The organism is Pseudomonas sp. s4, from assembly GCF_046764235.1.
Lineage (GTDB): Bacteria > Pseudomonadota > Gammaproteobacteria > Pseudomonadales > Pseudomonadaceae > Aquipseudomonas > Aquipseudomonas asiatica.
This window is the reverse complement of record NZ_CP177209.1, coordinates 3,121,821-3,136,421: the sequence shown is the minus strand read 5'-3', so window position 1 is coordinate 3,136,421 and position 14,601 is coordinate 3,121,821. Positions and strand designations below refer to the sequence as shown.

Genomic DNA, 14,601 nt, shown 5'->3' with positions numbered 1-14,601 from the left:
GGAAGGGCGCCAGGATGAAATTCGACCGTTTCGCCCAATGGCTGGCCAATTGGGCCGGCCGCCCGCTGACTTTTGGCATCGCCTGCCTGCTGATCCTGATCTGGGCAGTGACCGGGCCGCTGTTCGGCTTCAACGACACCTGGCAACTGGTGATCAACACCTCGACCACCATCATCACCTTCCTCATGGTGTTCCTGATCCAGAACACCCAGAACCGCGACAACGACGAACTGCACATCAAGATCGATGAGCTGTTGCGCACCACCCAAAAGGCGCACAAGGCGCTGCTGGACCTTGAAGACATGGATCCGGCCGAGCTGCATGCCCTGCGCAAGCAATACCGGCAGATGGCCGGGCAGGGTGACGATGCGCATTCAACCAAGGAATGACCTGCCAACCCTGGAGGCAAGCATGGCCAGACATATCGTCCACTTCACCGGGCCTATCAATTCATCCACCTGCGGCAACCTGATCAACACCTGTTCGCGGGCGTTGCAGCAGGGCGCCGACGCCCTGCAACTGAACATCGCTACCATGGGCGGCGAGTGCAGCTACGGGTTTACCTTGTACAACTTTCTGCGGGCGTTACCGGTCGAGGTGCATACCCACAACCTGGGCACGGTGGAATCCATGGGCAACATCATCTTCCTGGCCGGGGAACGGCGCACGGCATGCAGTTACAGCAAGTTCCTGTTTCATCCTTTTCACTGGACCTTGCATGGCTCGGTCGACCACTCACGCATGGCTGAATATGCGATGAGCCTGGATTATGACCTGCGGTTATACGCGCAAATCGTCGCCGAGCGGACCGAAGGGGCGGACGAGGTGCTGGATGTACCGCGGTATCTGATGGCCTACCCGCGGATACTCGGGCCCCGGGAGGCATTGGCGAACGGGATGATCCATGCCATAGACGAGATGCCGATCGAGGTGGAGGCTTGTCAGTGGAGTGTGCATGCCTAGCTGATACCTGTGCCGGCCTCGTCGCGGGCATGCCCGCTCCCACAGGTTCAGCACATGCTTCAGAAGCGGTGAAGTACTTGTGGGAGCGGGCAAGCCCGCGAAGGGCCGGCACAGGAGAAAAAGGTCTACCTCACTGACGCTGCCATTGCCCGGTCACACGCCAGCAACGAGCGGATCAGCAGCTTGATCTCGTCCTTGAGCATGGGCACCTGGTCCAGGTGGGCGAACCGGCAATCAGCAATTTCACGCAGGGCCTTGGGATGTGGGGCGTCGGCGAACTCCGCTTCGAACACATAATGCATGCGCTCTGCCGCTTCGTGGCGCACCAGCAGGGTCAGCGATTCTGCCTGCAACCCGGTTTCCTCAAGCAAATCACGCTCCGCTGCCTGCAACGGTCAGTAAGGCACCGAACCGCTGAGGGCCTCGATGGCCTCGACCAGCTCGTCATAGCCCACCGGTTTGTTCAGGTGCCGGTCAAAGCCGGACTGGCGTGACTTGTACTGGTCGGCGCTGGCGCCATAGCCGGTCAGGGCGATGGCCGGGGTATGGCGAAGGTGCACGTAGCCACGCAGGGCCTTGATCAGCGCATGGCCGTCCATCACCGGCATGCCGATATCGGACAGGATGATGTCGTATTCCTCACCCGCAGCGGCGTCCAGGGCCTCACGTGGCTTGCTGAAGGCATTGACAGTGGCGCTCTCCATTTCCAGCAGCTCCTGCATTACCGCCAGCACTTCTACGGAATCGTCCACCAGCAACACGCGAATTCCATTAAGGCGGCCCTCGCTCAGTGGCTCCGAGCCTTGCTCACGCTGCGGGAGTTGCGTATCGCAAAGTGGCAGGGTGACCTCAAAGGTGCAGCCCAGGCCCAGCCCCGGTGACTTGGCGCGTACGCTACCGCCATGGGCCTCGACCAGTTGCCGTACCAGCGACAGGCCGATGCCCAGGCCCTCGCGGCTGTGGCTGGCCTGTTGCGGCGTAGCCTGGCTGAACAGGTCGAAGATGTGCTCGAGGCTGTCGTGGCTCAGGCCTACGCCATGGTCGATCACCTGCAACCGCGCGTGGTTTTCGTCGTGGCTCAGCACCAGGCGTATCTCATTGCCCGCCGGGCTGAACTTCAGCGCGTTGTTGAGCAGGTTCCAGATGATCTGCTCCAGGCGGGTAACGTCACCTTCGATCATCACCGGCAGGGTGTCGGCGGGCAGCTCCAGGCGAACCGGGCAGGGGTGTTGCTCGCTCACCACCACATCATGGATGCCCTGCAGGAGGGCGAGCAGATCCACAGGTTGGGTCTTGAGCTTAAGCTTGCCGGTCCGAATGCGCGCCACATCCAGCAGGTCGTCGATGATCCGCGCCTGGCTGGTTACCGCGTCGCAAATGGTACCCACGGCCTTGCTCGCTGCACTGATGTTGCGCAGCGACGGCAGGCGGCGCAGGATTTCGGCATTGAGCTGGATCAGGTTCAGCGGGTGCTTGAGCTCATGGGACATGACGGCGAAGAACTCGTCCTTCATGTGGTTGGTACTCTGCGTCTCGGCCAACTGCTTGCTCAGGCGCTCTTCGCCCAGGCGCACGCGCTCTTCGGCGGCATGGCTGCTGCTGATGTCGATGAAGGTCAGCACCGTGCCGTCGATTTTCTGCTCGCTGGAGCGGTAGGGCAGCAGGCGCGCCAGGTACCAGTGATCGCTTTGGCCGCCGATTTCACGCTCGATGATGGCCTCGCCCTGGGCCACGGCGCGGGCATCGTCGGCCAGCGCCGGGTAATCCAGGCAGTGGGTGATGTCGAGCAGGGAACGGCCGGTATCGACTGGCAGGATATTGAAGAGGTCGGTGGCGCGGGGCGTGAACCAGCGAATATGCAGGTTGCGGTCGACGAACACCGTGGCGATCTCGGTGCAGGCGATCAGGTTGCTGAGGTAGTCGTTGACCTTGTCGGTTTCCTCGACCTTGTTCTTCAGCTCGTAGTTGACCGTGAGCAGTTCCTCGTTGATCGACTGCAGCTCTTCCTTGCTGGTTTCCAGTTCTTCGCTGGCCGACCGCAACTCCTCGTTGATGGCCTGCATCTCTTCGTTGGAAGCCGTCAGCTCCTCGCTGGAGACCTCTGACTGCTCGATGGTTTCCTGCAGTTGCAGGCGAGTGCGCTGCAGTTCGCGTTCGAGGTTGTGCAGCACCATGCTGTCGGTCTGGCGGATGACGCCGGGTAACGGCAGGGACGGGTCGGGCGCGCGTTCCTCGAACACCACCAGCAGGCAATCGCTGGCGCTGAGGTCGTCCTTGTACGGCTGCACGGTGATTTCCACCTGCAGCTTGCCCATGGTTTCCGCCAGGTCGACAGGGCGCGAGGTGACCGCCTCGGTCCCCTGGCGCGCCTGGAACAAGGTGCTGCGCAGGGCCAGGCGCAGGGGCGGCAGCACCAGGTTGAGCAAGCTGCGGCTCGGTTCGCCACCGGCCACTTGCAGGAAACGCCCTACGCCTTCGCTCATGTGCAGGATATTGCCATCGATATCGACGATCAGGCTGGGCGGCATGCGACGCGCCAGGGCGCGGTAGTGAAGGTCGGCGAACGATGGCTTGCGCCCCGGCTTGGCCTTGGCCAGCGTTTCCAGTGGCATGCTGGCGGCAGATGTGCCGGCCAGCTGACGGCCGGAACGGCGGCCGGTATTGCTGGCATCGAGTGCGCGGAAAATGCGGTTGCGTTTGTCCACCGGGGCGAACAGTTCACTGGCCATGTCGGCCGACTCGGACGAGCCGAGGAACAGGTAGCCACCCGGGCGCAGAGCGAAGTGGAACATCTGCAGGATGTCACGCTGCACCTCGCGGTCCAGGTAGATCAGCAGGTTGCGGCAGACAATCAGGTCGATCTGCGAGAACGGTGGGTCCGACAGCAGGTTGTGCCGGGCGAACAGCACCTTTTCGCGAACCTCTTTGCGCACCCGGTAATGCTGGTCTTCCTTGAGGAAGAACTGGCGCAGCCGGCTGGGCGGCACGTCGGTGACAATCGCCTCGGGGTATGAGCCACTGCGGGCGATGCCGATGGCGCGTTCGTCCAGGTCGGTGGCGAACACCTGTACCTTGTGCGAGCGCTGCTCCAGTGCCAGCTGCTCGCAAACCAGCATGGCGAGGCTGTACGCCTCTTCGCCGGTGGAGCAGCCGGCCGACCACACGCGTATCTCGTCCGCGCCCTCGGCCGGGTCGCGTTCGCAGACCAGCTGTGGCAACACATGGCGCTCCAGGGCTTCGAACGCTTCGCGGTCGCGGAAGAAATTGGTCACGCCGATCAGCATGTCGGCCAGCAAGGCCCTGGATTCCGCGGGGTACTGTTCCAGGTAATGCAGGTAGGCCGCCAGGTCTGCCTGGCCGGTCACATGCAGGCGGCGCTCGATGCGTCGCAGTACCGTGGCGCGCTTGTAGTGCTGAAAGTCGTGGCCAGTATTGCTGCGCAACTGCAGCAGGATCTCTTCGAGCATCGGCTCGCTGGCCTGGGCATCGCCGACTCGGGTGCCCAATGCCGGAGGCAGGGTATCGTCTTCGATTTCCGGGAGCCTGACCTGGCGGGCATTGCGCCACAGCTCCAGCAGCTTCTGCGGGATTTCTGCCGCCGGCAGCACCAGGTCGACCATGCCGGTCTCGATTGCGGCACGGGGCATGCTGTCGTACTGGGCGTCGTCCGGTGTCTGCGCCAGGGTCACACCGCCTTGCTCCTTGATCCGCGACAGGCCCACGGCGCCATCGGCACCGGTACCGGACAACACCACGCAGAAGGCGTGGTCCTTGTGCACGTCAGCCAGGTCACGGAAGAACAGGTCGATGGCCACGTGGTCGCCACGGCGCCGGTTGGCCGGGGTCACCCGCAGGTAGCCGTCGTTGGTGGACAGGCGATTGGCCGGTGAAATCACGTAGATATGGTTGCGCTCGATGGGCACCGGCTCAGTCACCTGGCGCACCGGCATTTGCGTGGTCTCCTGGATGATGCGGTCGGCGACGCTCTGGTGGTCGGGGGACAGGTGCAGGACCACGACGAAGGCCATGCCGCAATCGCTGGGCATTTGCCGGAACAGCGTACAGATCGCTTCCAGGCCGCCTGCCGATGCACCGATGCCCACCACCGGAAAATCCAGGTGGCTGGGGCTGAGTGCCGGGTTCTGGGGCGAGGCAGGTTGCTTGGGGGACGACTTCATGGACGGAGCCTTGTGCAGACCGGAACGTTCCGCCCTTAGCAGCATCATCGGGCGTGTGTGTGGCGGGATTATAGGCCGTCGCCATGTTATTGAGACCTCTGCTTGCGAAGGAAAGTGCGACCCGCCTGCTTCCGTCACGCAAACCTTTTGCCGGCCCATGTTTGGTGCCACTGGTCAGTTGCCGGCAAAACCATTGAGCAGACTGTGTGATTGGCGGCTCGGAACCAAGGCATGGCAAACATCCATGCGAGCAGCCAATCCATCGCAAGGAGATACCACATGGCGCAGGATCAAGAGCGAACCAGCCAGCGCGGCGGCACCAAGGAAACCAACCCTGGCAATTTTGCCAATGACCGGGAACGGGCTTCCCGCGCGGGGCACAAGGGTGGGCAGGCTTCTGGCGGCAATTTCGCCAACGACCGCCAACGGGCATCGGAGGCCGGTCGCAAGGGCGGCCAGAACAGCCACGGCGGGGGCCGCCAACAGTGAGTTGAATGCTTCTGGGCACCCGGTACCCGCAGTGCCGGGTACCGGCCACCTCCTGTGTACCGAGGCTGCAATGGCCTTTGGTACCTGTTGCTCGACATTTTTTTGAATCTTCTGGCCGTACCCCGATCAATCAGGGTGTCATCCATGGAGAAGAGGAGGCCCCTGCGATGCCTGGCCCACAGCTATACATCATCGACTACCAACTGCATGGCAAGCCGCGCAGTTTCATCATTCGTCTGGAGACGCTGGACAACGCCGAGGCCTGGCATTGGGCAAGTTGTGATGCGGGCATCGGCATCATTCCGAAGTTCGGGCGCGAAAAAATCAGGAAAGTCAGCAGGCCGATGGCCGAGCGCTACGGGATTACCGCGGTGAGCTGGCGGGTATCCGGCAGCAAGCCGAACCAGTCGGTGGGGGGGCCAGCGGCGACAATGTGATCCCTAGCCCAAAGCACTGTGTCGCCTGCTTCGCGGGCATGCCCGCTCTCATAGAACAACACATGACTCATTGGTTCGGCGAGGTCCTGTAGGAGCAGCCTTGTGCTGCGAAGAGGCCGGGGCTGACGAAGCCTGTCTATTGGCTGTACCGGCCTCTTCGCAGCACAAGGCTGCTCCTACAAAGGACGCGTCAGACGAGCGATATTGGTTCTCTGCGCGACAGCGCAGCCCAAAGGGCTGGGCAATCTCCCACAGGGACATCACCAGTTCAAGGAGTGCGCCCTACCTGCGGGAGCGGGCGCGCCCGCGAACACCGGCGCAGCCGGTGCCATGCACCGCGTTGGATTCTTCGCGGCTAAAGCCGCTTCTACAGGTACGCGCAGGCCGTCTAGGCACCGGACTCGGGGTCGCTGGCCGGCACGCCCGGGCGGTTTTCTTCGTCATCAGTCACATTGGGGTCGGCATCCGGGTCATCTGCCCGGTCATTGCGCCGGTCCGGCTCGAGCTCTGGCCAGTCATCCTGTGCGCTGCCGCCACCCATCGCAGTAAACTCTTTCATCTCGCAACCCTCGCTCTCGATGAAAAAAAGGCCCGCGATCAGGCGGGCCCAATACAGGAGTGAGAGGCGAAGCCATTGACCACCCCTCATTGAATGAGAGCGGCAACAGCCAGGGGCGGTCGGTTGGATGTCCACCACCCCTGACCAACGGTACTGTCAGGGCTTCTTCAGCACGAGGGTGAGAATGTCGTAGCTGGCGACCAGCTCGCCCAGCTGGTTGGTCACCTCCACATCCCACGCCACCACGCCCTGGGGCTGGCCCAGCGGGCTGGTCTTGCCCTGATCGATCTTGCGCTTGCAGGTCAGGCGCGCCTGGATGGTGTCGCCGATGCCCACCGGGTTGATGAAGCGCAGGGTATCCAGGCCGTAGTTGGCCAGTACCGGGCCTGCACCCGGGGAGACGAACAGCCCGGCCGCTGCCGACAACACGAAGTAGCCGTGGGCGATGCGCTTGCCGAACTGCGATTGCTTGGCGGCGATCTCGTCGAAGTGCATGTAGAAATGGTCGCCCGACAGGCAGCCGAAGTTGACCAGGTCGGCTTCGGTCACGGTACGGCGGTGGGTGAGCAGCGACTCGCCGATGCGCAGTTGCTCGAAATAGCGGCGGAACGGGTGTACTTCGGTTTCGATCACTTCGCCACCGCGCACGTATTCGCCGGTTACCGCCGTCAGCATGCTCGGCGAACCCTGTACTGCGGCACGCTGCAGGTAATGCTTGACGGCACGCAGGCCACCCAGCTCTTCACCACCACCAGCGCGGCCCGGGCCGCCGTGCTTGAGTTGCGGCAATGGCGAGCCATGCCCGGTGGATTCCTTGGCCGCCTCGCTGTCGAGTACCAGCAAGCGGCCGTGCCAAGCGGCAGCCACTGGAATGGCCTTGGCTGCCACGCTGCGGTCGGCGGTGACCAGGGTCGCCACCAGGCTGCCTTTGCCCCGCGCGGCCAGCGCCAGGGCTTCATCGAGGTCGTCATAGGCCATCAGCGTGCTTACCGGGCCGAACGCTTCGATATCGTGGGCACCGCCTTCGGCATGCGGGTCACGGGCCTGCAGCAAGGTCGGAGCAAAGAACGCGCCCTCGGCCACACCCTCGCCACGCGGCGCAAAGCCATCGCTGGCACCGAACAGCTGGTCGCAGCTCTGCAGCAGGCTGCGCACTCGCTCGGCCACATCGTGCTGCTGGTCGTGGGAGGCCAGGGCGCCCATGCGCACGCCTTCCAGCGACGGGTCACCGACAACCACCTTGGCCAGCCGCTCGCGCAGGCGCGTGGCAACCGCGTCGATGTGCCTGGCCGGTACGATGGCGCGGCGGATGGCGGTGCATTTCTGGCCGGCCTTGGTGGTCATTTCGCGGACCACCTCCTTGATATACAGGTCGAACTCTTCGCTGTCCGGGGTCACGTCCGGGCCGAGGATGGCGCAGTTGAGCGAATCGGCTTCGGCGGTGAACGGCACAGAGTTGCGCACCAGGTTCGGCGTGACGCGCAACTTGGCAGCGGTGTCGGCGGAGCCGGTGAAGGTCACCACGTCCTGGCCTTGCAGGCGGTCGAGCAGGTCGCCGGTGCTGCCGATCACCAGTTGCAGGCTGCCTTCGGGCAACAGCCCGGATGCATTCATCAGCCGCACCACGGCCTCGGTCAGGTAGCTGGTCGAGGTCGCCGGCTTGACGATGCACGGCATACCGGCCAGGAAGGTCGGGGCGAACTTCTCCAGCATGCCCCAGATGGGGAAGTTGAAGGCGTTGATGTGCACCGCCACGCCGGCGCGCGGCACCAGGATGTGGCTGCCGGCGAAATGGCCTTGCTTGCCCAGCGGGATGGCCGGGCCTTCGTGCACCAGATTGCCCGACGGCAGCTCACGGCTGCCGATGCCCGCATAGGAGAACAGCGTGGCGTTGCCGCCTTCGATGTCGATCCAGCTGTCGGCACGGGTAGCACCGCTGTGGTGGGACAGGGCGTAAAGCTGCTCCTTGCGCTCGGCCAGGTACAGGGCCATTGCCTTCAGGCGGGCAGCGCGTTGCTGGAAGTCCATGGCCATCAGCGTGGCCAGGCCACGGGCGCGGGCAAAGTCCACGGCCTCGGCGAAATCCGGGCGCTCTTCGTGGCTGTAGGCCAAAACGTGGCCATCCAGGGCGCTACGCAGGGCCTGGGCGCCGTGCTGGCCAAGCCAGCGGCCGGCGATGAAGCTTTGCAGGGTAGGGGCGGCAGACATGCTGTTCTCCAATGTAGAGGGGGCGCTGTTACCACAGCGCCACGGTGTAGCCGATGATCAGGCGGTTTTCGTCCACGGCGTTGGTCAGGCCATTGCCGGAACGGAAGGTGACGTTGCGCCAGCGCAGGCTGACGTCCTTGAACGGGCCGCTCTGGATGACATAGGTGATGTCGGTGTCGCGCTCACGCTCACGGCCGTTGCTGACGGTGGCGGTTTCGGCGTGGCGGCCATCGGTGTAGCGGGTCATGAAGCTCAGGCCGGGGATACCCATGGCGACGAAGTCGTAGTCGTAGCGCACCTGCCATGAGTCCAGCCCGGCGCGGGTGAAGGTGTTGTAGGTGACCAGGTTGACGGTGAACGGGTCGCCGCCGTTCACGAACGGGAAGGCACTGTCGCCGGACATCTGCTGCCAGGCGGCGGTGAACTTGTGGGCCCGTACGCCGAGGGTGAACATGGCGTTGAAGTTGCGGTTGTCGATGTTGCCGGCACGCTCGGCGCCGTCGTTGCGGCTGTCGAAGTAGCGCAGGTCGGTGCGCAGGCTCAGGCCTTCGCCCAGCGGGCGGGTATCGATCAGGCCGACGAACTGCTGGCGGTAGATGTCCTCGAGCTTGGCGTAGTAGTAACTGACGCTGGTTTGCGGGGTGATGGCGTAGCTGCCGCCGCCGAAGTCCAGGTGGTCGCTGCTGGCGGCGCCGTAGCCTATGTCGTCGCGGCCCGAGGAATCACGCAGGTTGGCCTTGGTCAGGCGGCCGGCGTTGAAGGTCAGGCCGGCCAGGTCCTGGCTGGTGAGCAGGCCACCCTGGAAGGTGGAGGCCAGCAGGCGGGTGTCGTTGTACACCACCACCGGCAGGATCGGTTGCAAGGTCCCCAGGCGCAGGGTGCTCTTGGCCACCCGCACCTTGCCGGTCAGGCCCAGTTCGCTGTAGTCGTCGACCGGTTCATGGCTGTTCGGGCCGAAAGGCAGCAGGCCGGTATTGCGCCGGTCGCGGCTGGAGTCGAGCTTGATGCCCAGTTGGCCCATGGCGTCGACACCAAAGCCGACCGGGCCTTCGGTGAAGCCCGACTCCAGCTTGGCGGTAAAGCCCTGGCCCCATTCCTCGGCCTTGGCCTGCGGTGCGTTGCTTTGGCGGAAGTCGCGGTTGAGGTAGTGGTTGCGCAGCTCCAGCCGGGCGTGGCTGTCGCCGATGAAGTCTGCCATCGCCGGCATCGGCAGGGCGAGGGTCGCCAGCCAGGCGGCCGAAATGAAGTGCGTACGGTTCATTGTTGTTGTTTTACCCGACATGGTTGTTCTTCCCTGAGAGTCAGTGCTTGCTGGCGCCGGCAGCGCCGATTCCGGTCATGGAACGGATGAACTGGGCCAGGTAGCGGCCACGTTCCTGGCTGGCGCGTTCTGAGCTGTCAGTGACCGAGAACACCCAGGCGCCGAGGAAGGCCAGGCTCATGGAGAACAGTGCCGGGTTGCTGTAGGGGAACAGCGCCTTCTCGTGATGCAGCACGTTGACCCACACCGCCGGGCCCAGCACCACCAGCAGCACCGCCGAAACCAGGCCGGCCATGCTGCCGCACACTGCGCCGCGGGTGGTCAGGCCTTTCCAGAACATCGAAAGCAGCAGCACCGGGAAGTTGACCGAGGCGGCCACGGCCAGCACCAGGCCAGAGAGGAAGGCGATGTTCTGCGACTCGAACATCAGGCCGAGGATTACCGCCAGCAGGCCGATCAGCAGCGTGGCGATACGCGACACGCGCATTTCCTCCTGCTCGCTAGCTTTGCCCTGGCGCACAACGCAGGCATACAGGTCGTGGGAAACCGCCGATGCACCGGACAGCGCCAGGCCCGCGACCACTGCCAGGATGGTGGCGAAGGCCACGGCGGAGATGAAGCCGAGGAACAGATTGCCACCTACGGCCTGGGCCAGGTGCACGGCGACCATGTTGCCGCCGCCGATAATGGCGCCGGTGGCATCACGGTAGGACGGCTCGGTGCCGACCATGACGATGGCACCAAAGCCGATGACGATCAGCAGCAGGTAGAAGTAGCCGATGAACCCGGTGGCATAGAACACGCTCTTGCGCGCTTCCTTGGCATCGCTGACGGTGAAGAAGCGCATCAGGATATGCGGCAGGCCGGCGGTACCGAACATCATGCCCAGGCCCAGGGAAATGGCGTCCACCGGGTTGGACAGCAAGCCGCCCGGGGCCATGATCGCCTGGCCCTTGGCATGCACGGCCACGGCGCTGGCGAACATCGCCTCGGTGCTGAAGCCGAAATGCTTGAGCACCATGAAGGCCATGAAGCTGGTGCCCGACAGCAGCATCACCGCCTTGATGATCTGCACCCAGGTGGTGGCGAGCATGCCGCCGAAGGTGACGTAGGCGACCATCAGCACACCGACCAGCATCACCGCGTACAGATAGCTGATGCCGAACAGCAGTTCGATCAGCTTGCCGGCACCGACCATCTGCGCCACCAGGTACATCAGCGCCACCACCAGGGTGCCGAAGGCCGAGGTCAGGCGCACCGGGGTTTGTGCCAGGCGGTAGCTGACCACGTCGGCGAAGGTGTACTTGCCCAGGTTGCGCAGGCGTTCGGCGATCAGGAACAGGATGATCGGCCAGCCGGCCAGTACGCCCAGGGCATACAGCAGGCCGTCATAGCCGTTCATGAACATCATTGCCGAAATGCCCAGGAACGAGGCGGCGCTGATCATGTCGCCGGCGATCGCCAAACCGTTCTGCATGCCGGTCAGGCCCCCGCCGGCGGTGTAGAAATCGCTGGCCGAGCGGGTGCGCATGGCAGCCCAGCGGGTGACCAGCAGGGTGAAGCAGACGAACACCATGAACATCGAGATGGCAGTCCAGTTCATTGTGCGCACTCCTGCTTGACCTTGTCGTTGAGCGGGTCGAGCACGTTGTTGGCGCGGTGCACGTAGATGCCTGTCAAGGCGAAGGACAGCAGTACCATCAGCACGCCCACCAGCATGCCAACGGTGGTCACGCCACCGCTGAGGGACTGGCCGAGGGTGCTGGGGGAAAACGCCACCAGCAGGACGAAGCCGTAGTAGATCACCAGCATGGCCAGGGTCAAGCTGCCGTTGAGGCGGCGTTTGCGCTGCACCAGGTGCTGGAAGTCGGGGTGGTTGGCGATGCTTTCGATGCGTTCGGGTGTCATGGGTTGCGATCTCTGGGTGTTGTAATTGTTTTGTTGAGGTCACGCGGGTGTTGCATTGCAATGCTGTTGGTGCGGCCTTTGTAGGAGCGGCCTTGTGTCGCGAAAGGGCTGCGCAGCAGCCCCGGCAATCCATGATCAGGGCCAGGATCCTGGGGCCGCGTTGCGACCCTTTCGCGACACAAGGCCGCTCCTACAGAGACCGCGTCAGTCCGAGAGGGGCTTGGGCCTACAGCTGGTCGAAATCGAGCACCACCTTGTCGCTCACCGGGTAGGTCTGGCACGACAGCACATACCCGGCCGCCACTTCGTAATCCTCCAGGGCATGGTTGCTGTCCATCTCCACTTCGCCCTCGATTACCCGGCACTTGCAGGTCGAGCACACGCCGGCCTTGCAGGAGTACGGCAGTTCGGCGCCGATGGCGTTGCCGGCGTCCAGCACGTTCTGGGTGTTGCGTGGCAGGTCGAAGGTAAGGGCGCGGCCGTCGCTGATCACGGTGATGTGGCTGAGCGCCGAGTCCACTTGGCGCGCCGCCTCGCGGGCTTCACGACGGGCTTCGCTGCCGGCGGCTGCGAACAGCTCGAAATGGATACGGTCCTTGGCCAGGCCATTGGCCTGCAGGCTGTCGCGCACCGTCTCGGTCATCGCCTGTGGGCCGCAGATGAACGCAGCGTCCAGATTGGCAACGTCCATCCAGCGCGAGAACAGCTCGCCGCACTTGTCGGCATCGATGCGGCCGTTGTACAGGTCGACATCCTGCTGCTCGCGGCTGAACACGAAAATCAGGTTCAGGCGGTCGAGGTAACGGTTCTTCAGGTCTTCCAGCTTGTCGCGGAACAGTGCGCCAGAGCTGGAGCGGTTGCCGTACAGCAGGGTGAAGCGGCTGTACGGCTCGCTGGCCAGGGTAGTGGCGATGATCGACAGGATCGGCGTGATGCCGCTGCCGGCAGCCACGCCCAGGTAGTTACCCTGGCGGGCCGGCTCCAGTGGCACGAAGAAGCTGCCCGACGGCGGCATCACTTCCAGTTGCTGGCCTGCCTTGAGCACGTCGTTGGCAAATGCCGAGAAGCGCCCGCCTGGCACGCGCTTCACCGCCACACGCAGTTCGCCATCCTGCACGGCGCTGCAGATGGAATAGGAACGGCGGACTTCTTCGTTATCCAGTTGGGTGCGCATGACCAGGTACTGGCCCTGGGTGAAACGGAACTGCGCCTGCAGGTGCTCGGGCACGTCGAAGGCAATCGACACCGCATCGCGGGTCTCGTTGCGCACTTGTTTGATGGTCAGGCTGTGAAACTGGCTCATGGCGTTCTCCACGGCTCAAATGCATTTGAAATAGTCGAACGGCTCCAGGCACTCGCGGCAGCGGTAAAGCGCCTTGCAAGCCGTGGAGCCGAACTGGCTGAGCAATTCGGTATGGGCGCTTCCGCACTGCGGGCAGCACACCTGCGGCGCCTCGCCGAGCAGGCTGCGTTTGCTGGCGCTGCCCTGTGGCGGGGCGATGCCGTAGGCGCGCAGGCGCTCGCGGCCCAGTTCGCTGATCCAGTCGGTGCTCCAGGCCGGGGTCAGCCGGCGCTCGAGCAGCGGCGCGGGGAAGCCGGCCTGCTCCAGCGCCTGGCGGATATCCCCTTCGATCACCTCGGTGGCAGGGCAGCCGGAGTAGGTCGGCGTGACGACCAGGTGCAGGTGCCCGGCGCGCCAGCCGAGGTCGCGCACGATGCCCAGGTCGACCACGCTGACCACGGGCACTTCCGGGTCCATGACCTCGGCCAGTACCGCCCAGGCCCGGGCCAGGTCATCGCCGCGTGGCGCGCGGGCGCCACGGTCGCCGGCAATCAGCTCACCAGGTTGCATCGGGGTACGCCCTTGGCAGGAACTGCATCTCGGCCAGCAGCAGGCCCAGGTGCTCGGTGTGCAGGCCTTTGCGGCCGCACAGGTAGAAGTGGCTGGCGGCCTTGGGCAGCGGCAGCTCGACCGAAGCGAAGGTCTCGCCAACTTGCTTGAGCCAGGCTGCGCCGACGGCAGCGGGGTCGGCGGCGACGCCCGCTTGCGCCAGGTGCACTTCATTGTCGCTACCGGCGGCCAGTTCGACGGTGAAGCGCCACAGTGCCGGGATGGCCGCGAGCATGCGTTGGCGGCTTTCTTCGGTGCCACCACCCAGGCGTTGCACCCACTCGCTGGAGCGGCGCAGGTGGTAGGTGACTTCCTTCAGGGCCTTGGCGGCGATACCGGCGATACGCTCGTCGTTCGAGCCGACCAGACCCTCAAGCACGGCGAAATGCCAGGCGTCATAGAAGAACTGCTTGGTCATGGTCACGGCGAAATCGCCGTTGGGCTGCTCGACCAGCAACAGGTTGCGATAGGCGCGCTCGTCACGGCGGAAGGCCAGGGCGTCGGCGTCACGGCCATCATCGAGCAGCTCGGCGGCGTACTCCAGCCAGTTGCGCGCCTGGCCTACCAGGTCGAGGCCGACGTTCATCAGGGCCAGTTCTTCTTCGATGGCCGGGGCGCGGCCACACCATTCGCAGAGGCGCTGGCCCTGCACCAGGGCACTGTCGCCGAGCAGCAGCAGGTAGGGGACAAGGGTTTCGTTGTGCATG

12 protein-coding genes and 2 pseudogenes are annotated in these 14,601 nt (G+C 64.3%); 4 read left to right on the top strand and 10 right to left on the bottom strand.

Annotation, left to right across the window (positions count from 1 at the left end; translation table 11 throughout):
• Window positions 1–14 precede the first annotated feature (14 nt).
• Together ACK56M_RS14805 and ACK56M_RS14800 are read left to right on the top strand one after the other, a co-directional pair.
• On the top strand, window positions 15–389 hold the full coding sequence (locus tag ACK56M_RS14805; RefSeq protein ID WP_003259456.1) for a low affinity iron permease family protein: 375 nt from the start codon (window positions 15–17) through the stop codon (window positions 387–389).
• 22 nt (window positions 390–411) lie between these two features.
• Window positions 412–963 carry an ATP-dependent Clp protease proteolytic subunit gene (locus ACK56M_RS14800; protein ID WP_015270335.1) on the top strand — a complete coding sequence of 184 codons (552 nt, stop codon included), beginning with the start codon at window positions 412–414 and terminating at the stop codon, window positions 961–963.
• Between the two features lie 125 nt (window positions 964–1,088).
• Here the strand turns inward: ACK56M_RS14800 and ACK56M_RS14795 are convergent.
• Together ACK56M_RS14795 and ACK56M_RS14790 are read right to left on the bottom strand one after the other, a co-directional pair.
• Window positions 1,089–1,358: pseudogene (locus tag ACK56M_RS14795) on the bottom strand (NUDIX domain-containing protein); the annotation flags it as partial.
• Window positions 1,359–5,141 (bottom strand): CheR family methyltransferase, encoded by a 3,783-nt coding sequence (locus ACK56M_RS14790; RefSeq protein ID WP_411959603.1) that lies wholly within the window; start codon window positions 5,139–5,141, stop codon window positions 1,359–1,361.
• A gap of 279 nt (window positions 5,142–5,420) precedes the next feature.
• Between ACK56M_RS14790 and ACK56M_RS14785 the strand changes: the two genes are divergently transcribed.
• Complete coding sequence (locus ACK56M_RS14785; RefSeq protein WP_003259459.1) at window positions 5,421–5,630, top strand: general stress protein; 210 nt, start codon at window positions 5,421–5,423, stop codon at window positions 5,628–5,630.
• Window positions 5,631–5,797: 167 nt separating this feature from the next.
• Entirely contained in the window at window positions 5,798–6,067 is a 270-nt protein-coding gene (locus ACK56M_RS14780; RefSeq protein WP_054573301.1) for a DUF6555 family protein, read from the top strand.
• A gap of 388 nt (window positions 6,068–6,455) precedes the next feature.
• On the opposite strand, the gene ACK56M_RS14775 is transcribed toward ACK56M_RS14780, so the two are convergent.
• The 8 genes and pseudogenes from ACK56M_RS14775 to paaC form a co-directional block, all read right to left on the bottom strand.
• Window positions 6,456–6,626, bottom strand: coding sequence for a hypothetical protein (locus ACK56M_RS14775; protein ID WP_155252250.1), 171 nt, complete (start codon window positions 6,624–6,626; stop codon window positions 6,456–6,458).
• Between the two features lie 156 nt (window positions 6,627–6,782).
• Window positions 6,783–8,834, bottom strand: coding sequence for a phenylacetic acid degradation bifunctional protein PaaZ (gene paaZ / locus ACK56M_RS14770; RefSeq protein WP_411959602.1), 2,052 nt, complete (start codon window positions 8,832–8,834; stop codon window positions 6,783–6,785).
• A 28-nt stretch (window positions 8,835–8,862) separates the two neighbouring features.
• Entirely contained in the window at window positions 8,863–10,095 is a 1,233-nt protein-coding gene (locus ACK56M_RS14765) for an OprD family porin (RefSeq protein ID WP_031324467.1), read from the bottom strand.
• Between the two features lie 40 nt (window positions 10,096–10,135).
• Window positions 10,136–11,704, bottom strand: a pseudogene (locus ACK56M_RS14760) (cation acetate symporter); the annotation flags it as partial.
• Window positions 11,695–12,003, bottom strand: a complete 309-nt coding sequence (locus ACK56M_RS14755; RefSeq protein WP_004376242.1) for a DUF485 domain-containing protein — start codon at window positions 12,001–12,003, stop codon at window positions 11,695–11,697. The gene ACK56M_RS14755 and the pseudogene ACK56M_RS14760, both read right to left, overlap by 10 nt.
• Window positions 12,004–12,229: 226 nt before the next feature.
• Complete coding sequence (gene paaE, locus ACK56M_RS14750) at window positions 12,230–13,306, bottom strand: 1,2-phenylacetyl-CoA epoxidase subunit PaaE (protein WP_217190382.1); 1,077 nt, start codon at window positions 13,304–13,306, stop codon at window positions 12,230–12,232.
• A 15-nt stretch (window positions 13,307–13,321) separates the two neighbouring features.
• Complete coding sequence (gene paaD, locus ACK56M_RS14745; protein WP_054573567.1) at window positions 13,322–13,855, bottom strand: 1,2-phenylacetyl-CoA epoxidase subunit PaaD; 534 nt, start codon at window positions 13,853–13,855, stop codon at window positions 13,322–13,324.
• A complete protein-coding gene (paaC, locus tag ACK56M_RS14740; protein ID WP_280167976.1) occupies window positions 13,842–14,600 on the bottom strand; it encodes a 1,2-phenylacetyl-CoA epoxidase subunit PaaC in 759 nt (252 codons plus the stop codon). The genes paaD and paaC overlap by 14 nt, the downstream gene beginning before the upstream one ends.
• Between the last annotated feature and the right edge of the window lies 1 nt (window position 14,601).

Excerpts from the sequence above, each read along its gene's own strand:
- paaC (WP_280167976.1), bottom strand. The coding sequence starts at position 14,600 with ATGCACAACGAAACCCTTGTCCCCTACCTGCTGCTGCTCGGCGACAGT.
- ACK56M_RS14765 (WP_031324467.1), bottom strand. The coding sequence starts at position 10,095 with ATGAACCGTACGCACTTCATTTCGGCCGCCTGGCTGGCGACCCTCGCC.
- ACK56M_RS14775 (WP_155252250.1), bottom strand. The coding sequence starts at position 6,626 with ATGAAAGAGTTTACTGCGATGGGTGGCGGCAGCGCACAGGATGACTGG.
- ACK56M_RS14780 (WP_054573301.1), top strand. The coding sequence starts at position 5,798 with ATGCCTGGCCCACAGCTATACATCATCGACTACCAACTGCATGGCAAG.
- paaD (WP_054573567.1), bottom strand. The coding sequence starts at position 13,855 with ATGCAACCTGGTGAGCTGATTGCCGGCGACCGTGGCGCCCGCGCGCCA.
- ACK56M_RS14790 (WP_411959603.1), bottom strand. The coding sequence starts at position 5,141 with ATGAAGTCGTCCCCCAAGCAACCTGCCTCGCCCCAGAACCCGGCACTC.
- ACK56M_RS14805 (WP_003259456.1), top strand. The coding sequence starts at position 15 with ATGAAATTCGACCGTTTCGCCCAATGGCTGGCCAATTGGGCCGGCCGC.
- paaZ (WP_411959602.1), bottom strand. The coding sequence starts at position 8,834 with ATGTCTGCCGCCCCTACCCTGCAAAGCTTCATCGCCGGCCGCTGGCTT.
- ACK56M_RS14755 (WP_004376242.1), bottom strand. The coding sequence starts at position 12,003 with ATGACACCCGAACGCATCGAAAGCATCGCCAACCACCCCGACTTCCAG.
- ACK56M_RS14785 (WP_003259459.1), top strand. The coding sequence starts at position 5,421 with ATGGCGCAGGATCAAGAGCGAACCAGCCAGCGCGGCGGCACCAAGGAA.
- paaE (WP_217190382.1), bottom strand. The coding sequence starts at position 13,306 with ATGAGCCAGTTTCACAGCCTGACCATCAAACAAGTGCGCAACGAGACC.
- ACK56M_RS14800 (WP_015270335.1), top strand. The coding sequence starts at position 412 with ATGGCCAGACATATCGTCCACTTCACCGGGCCTATCAATTCATCCACC.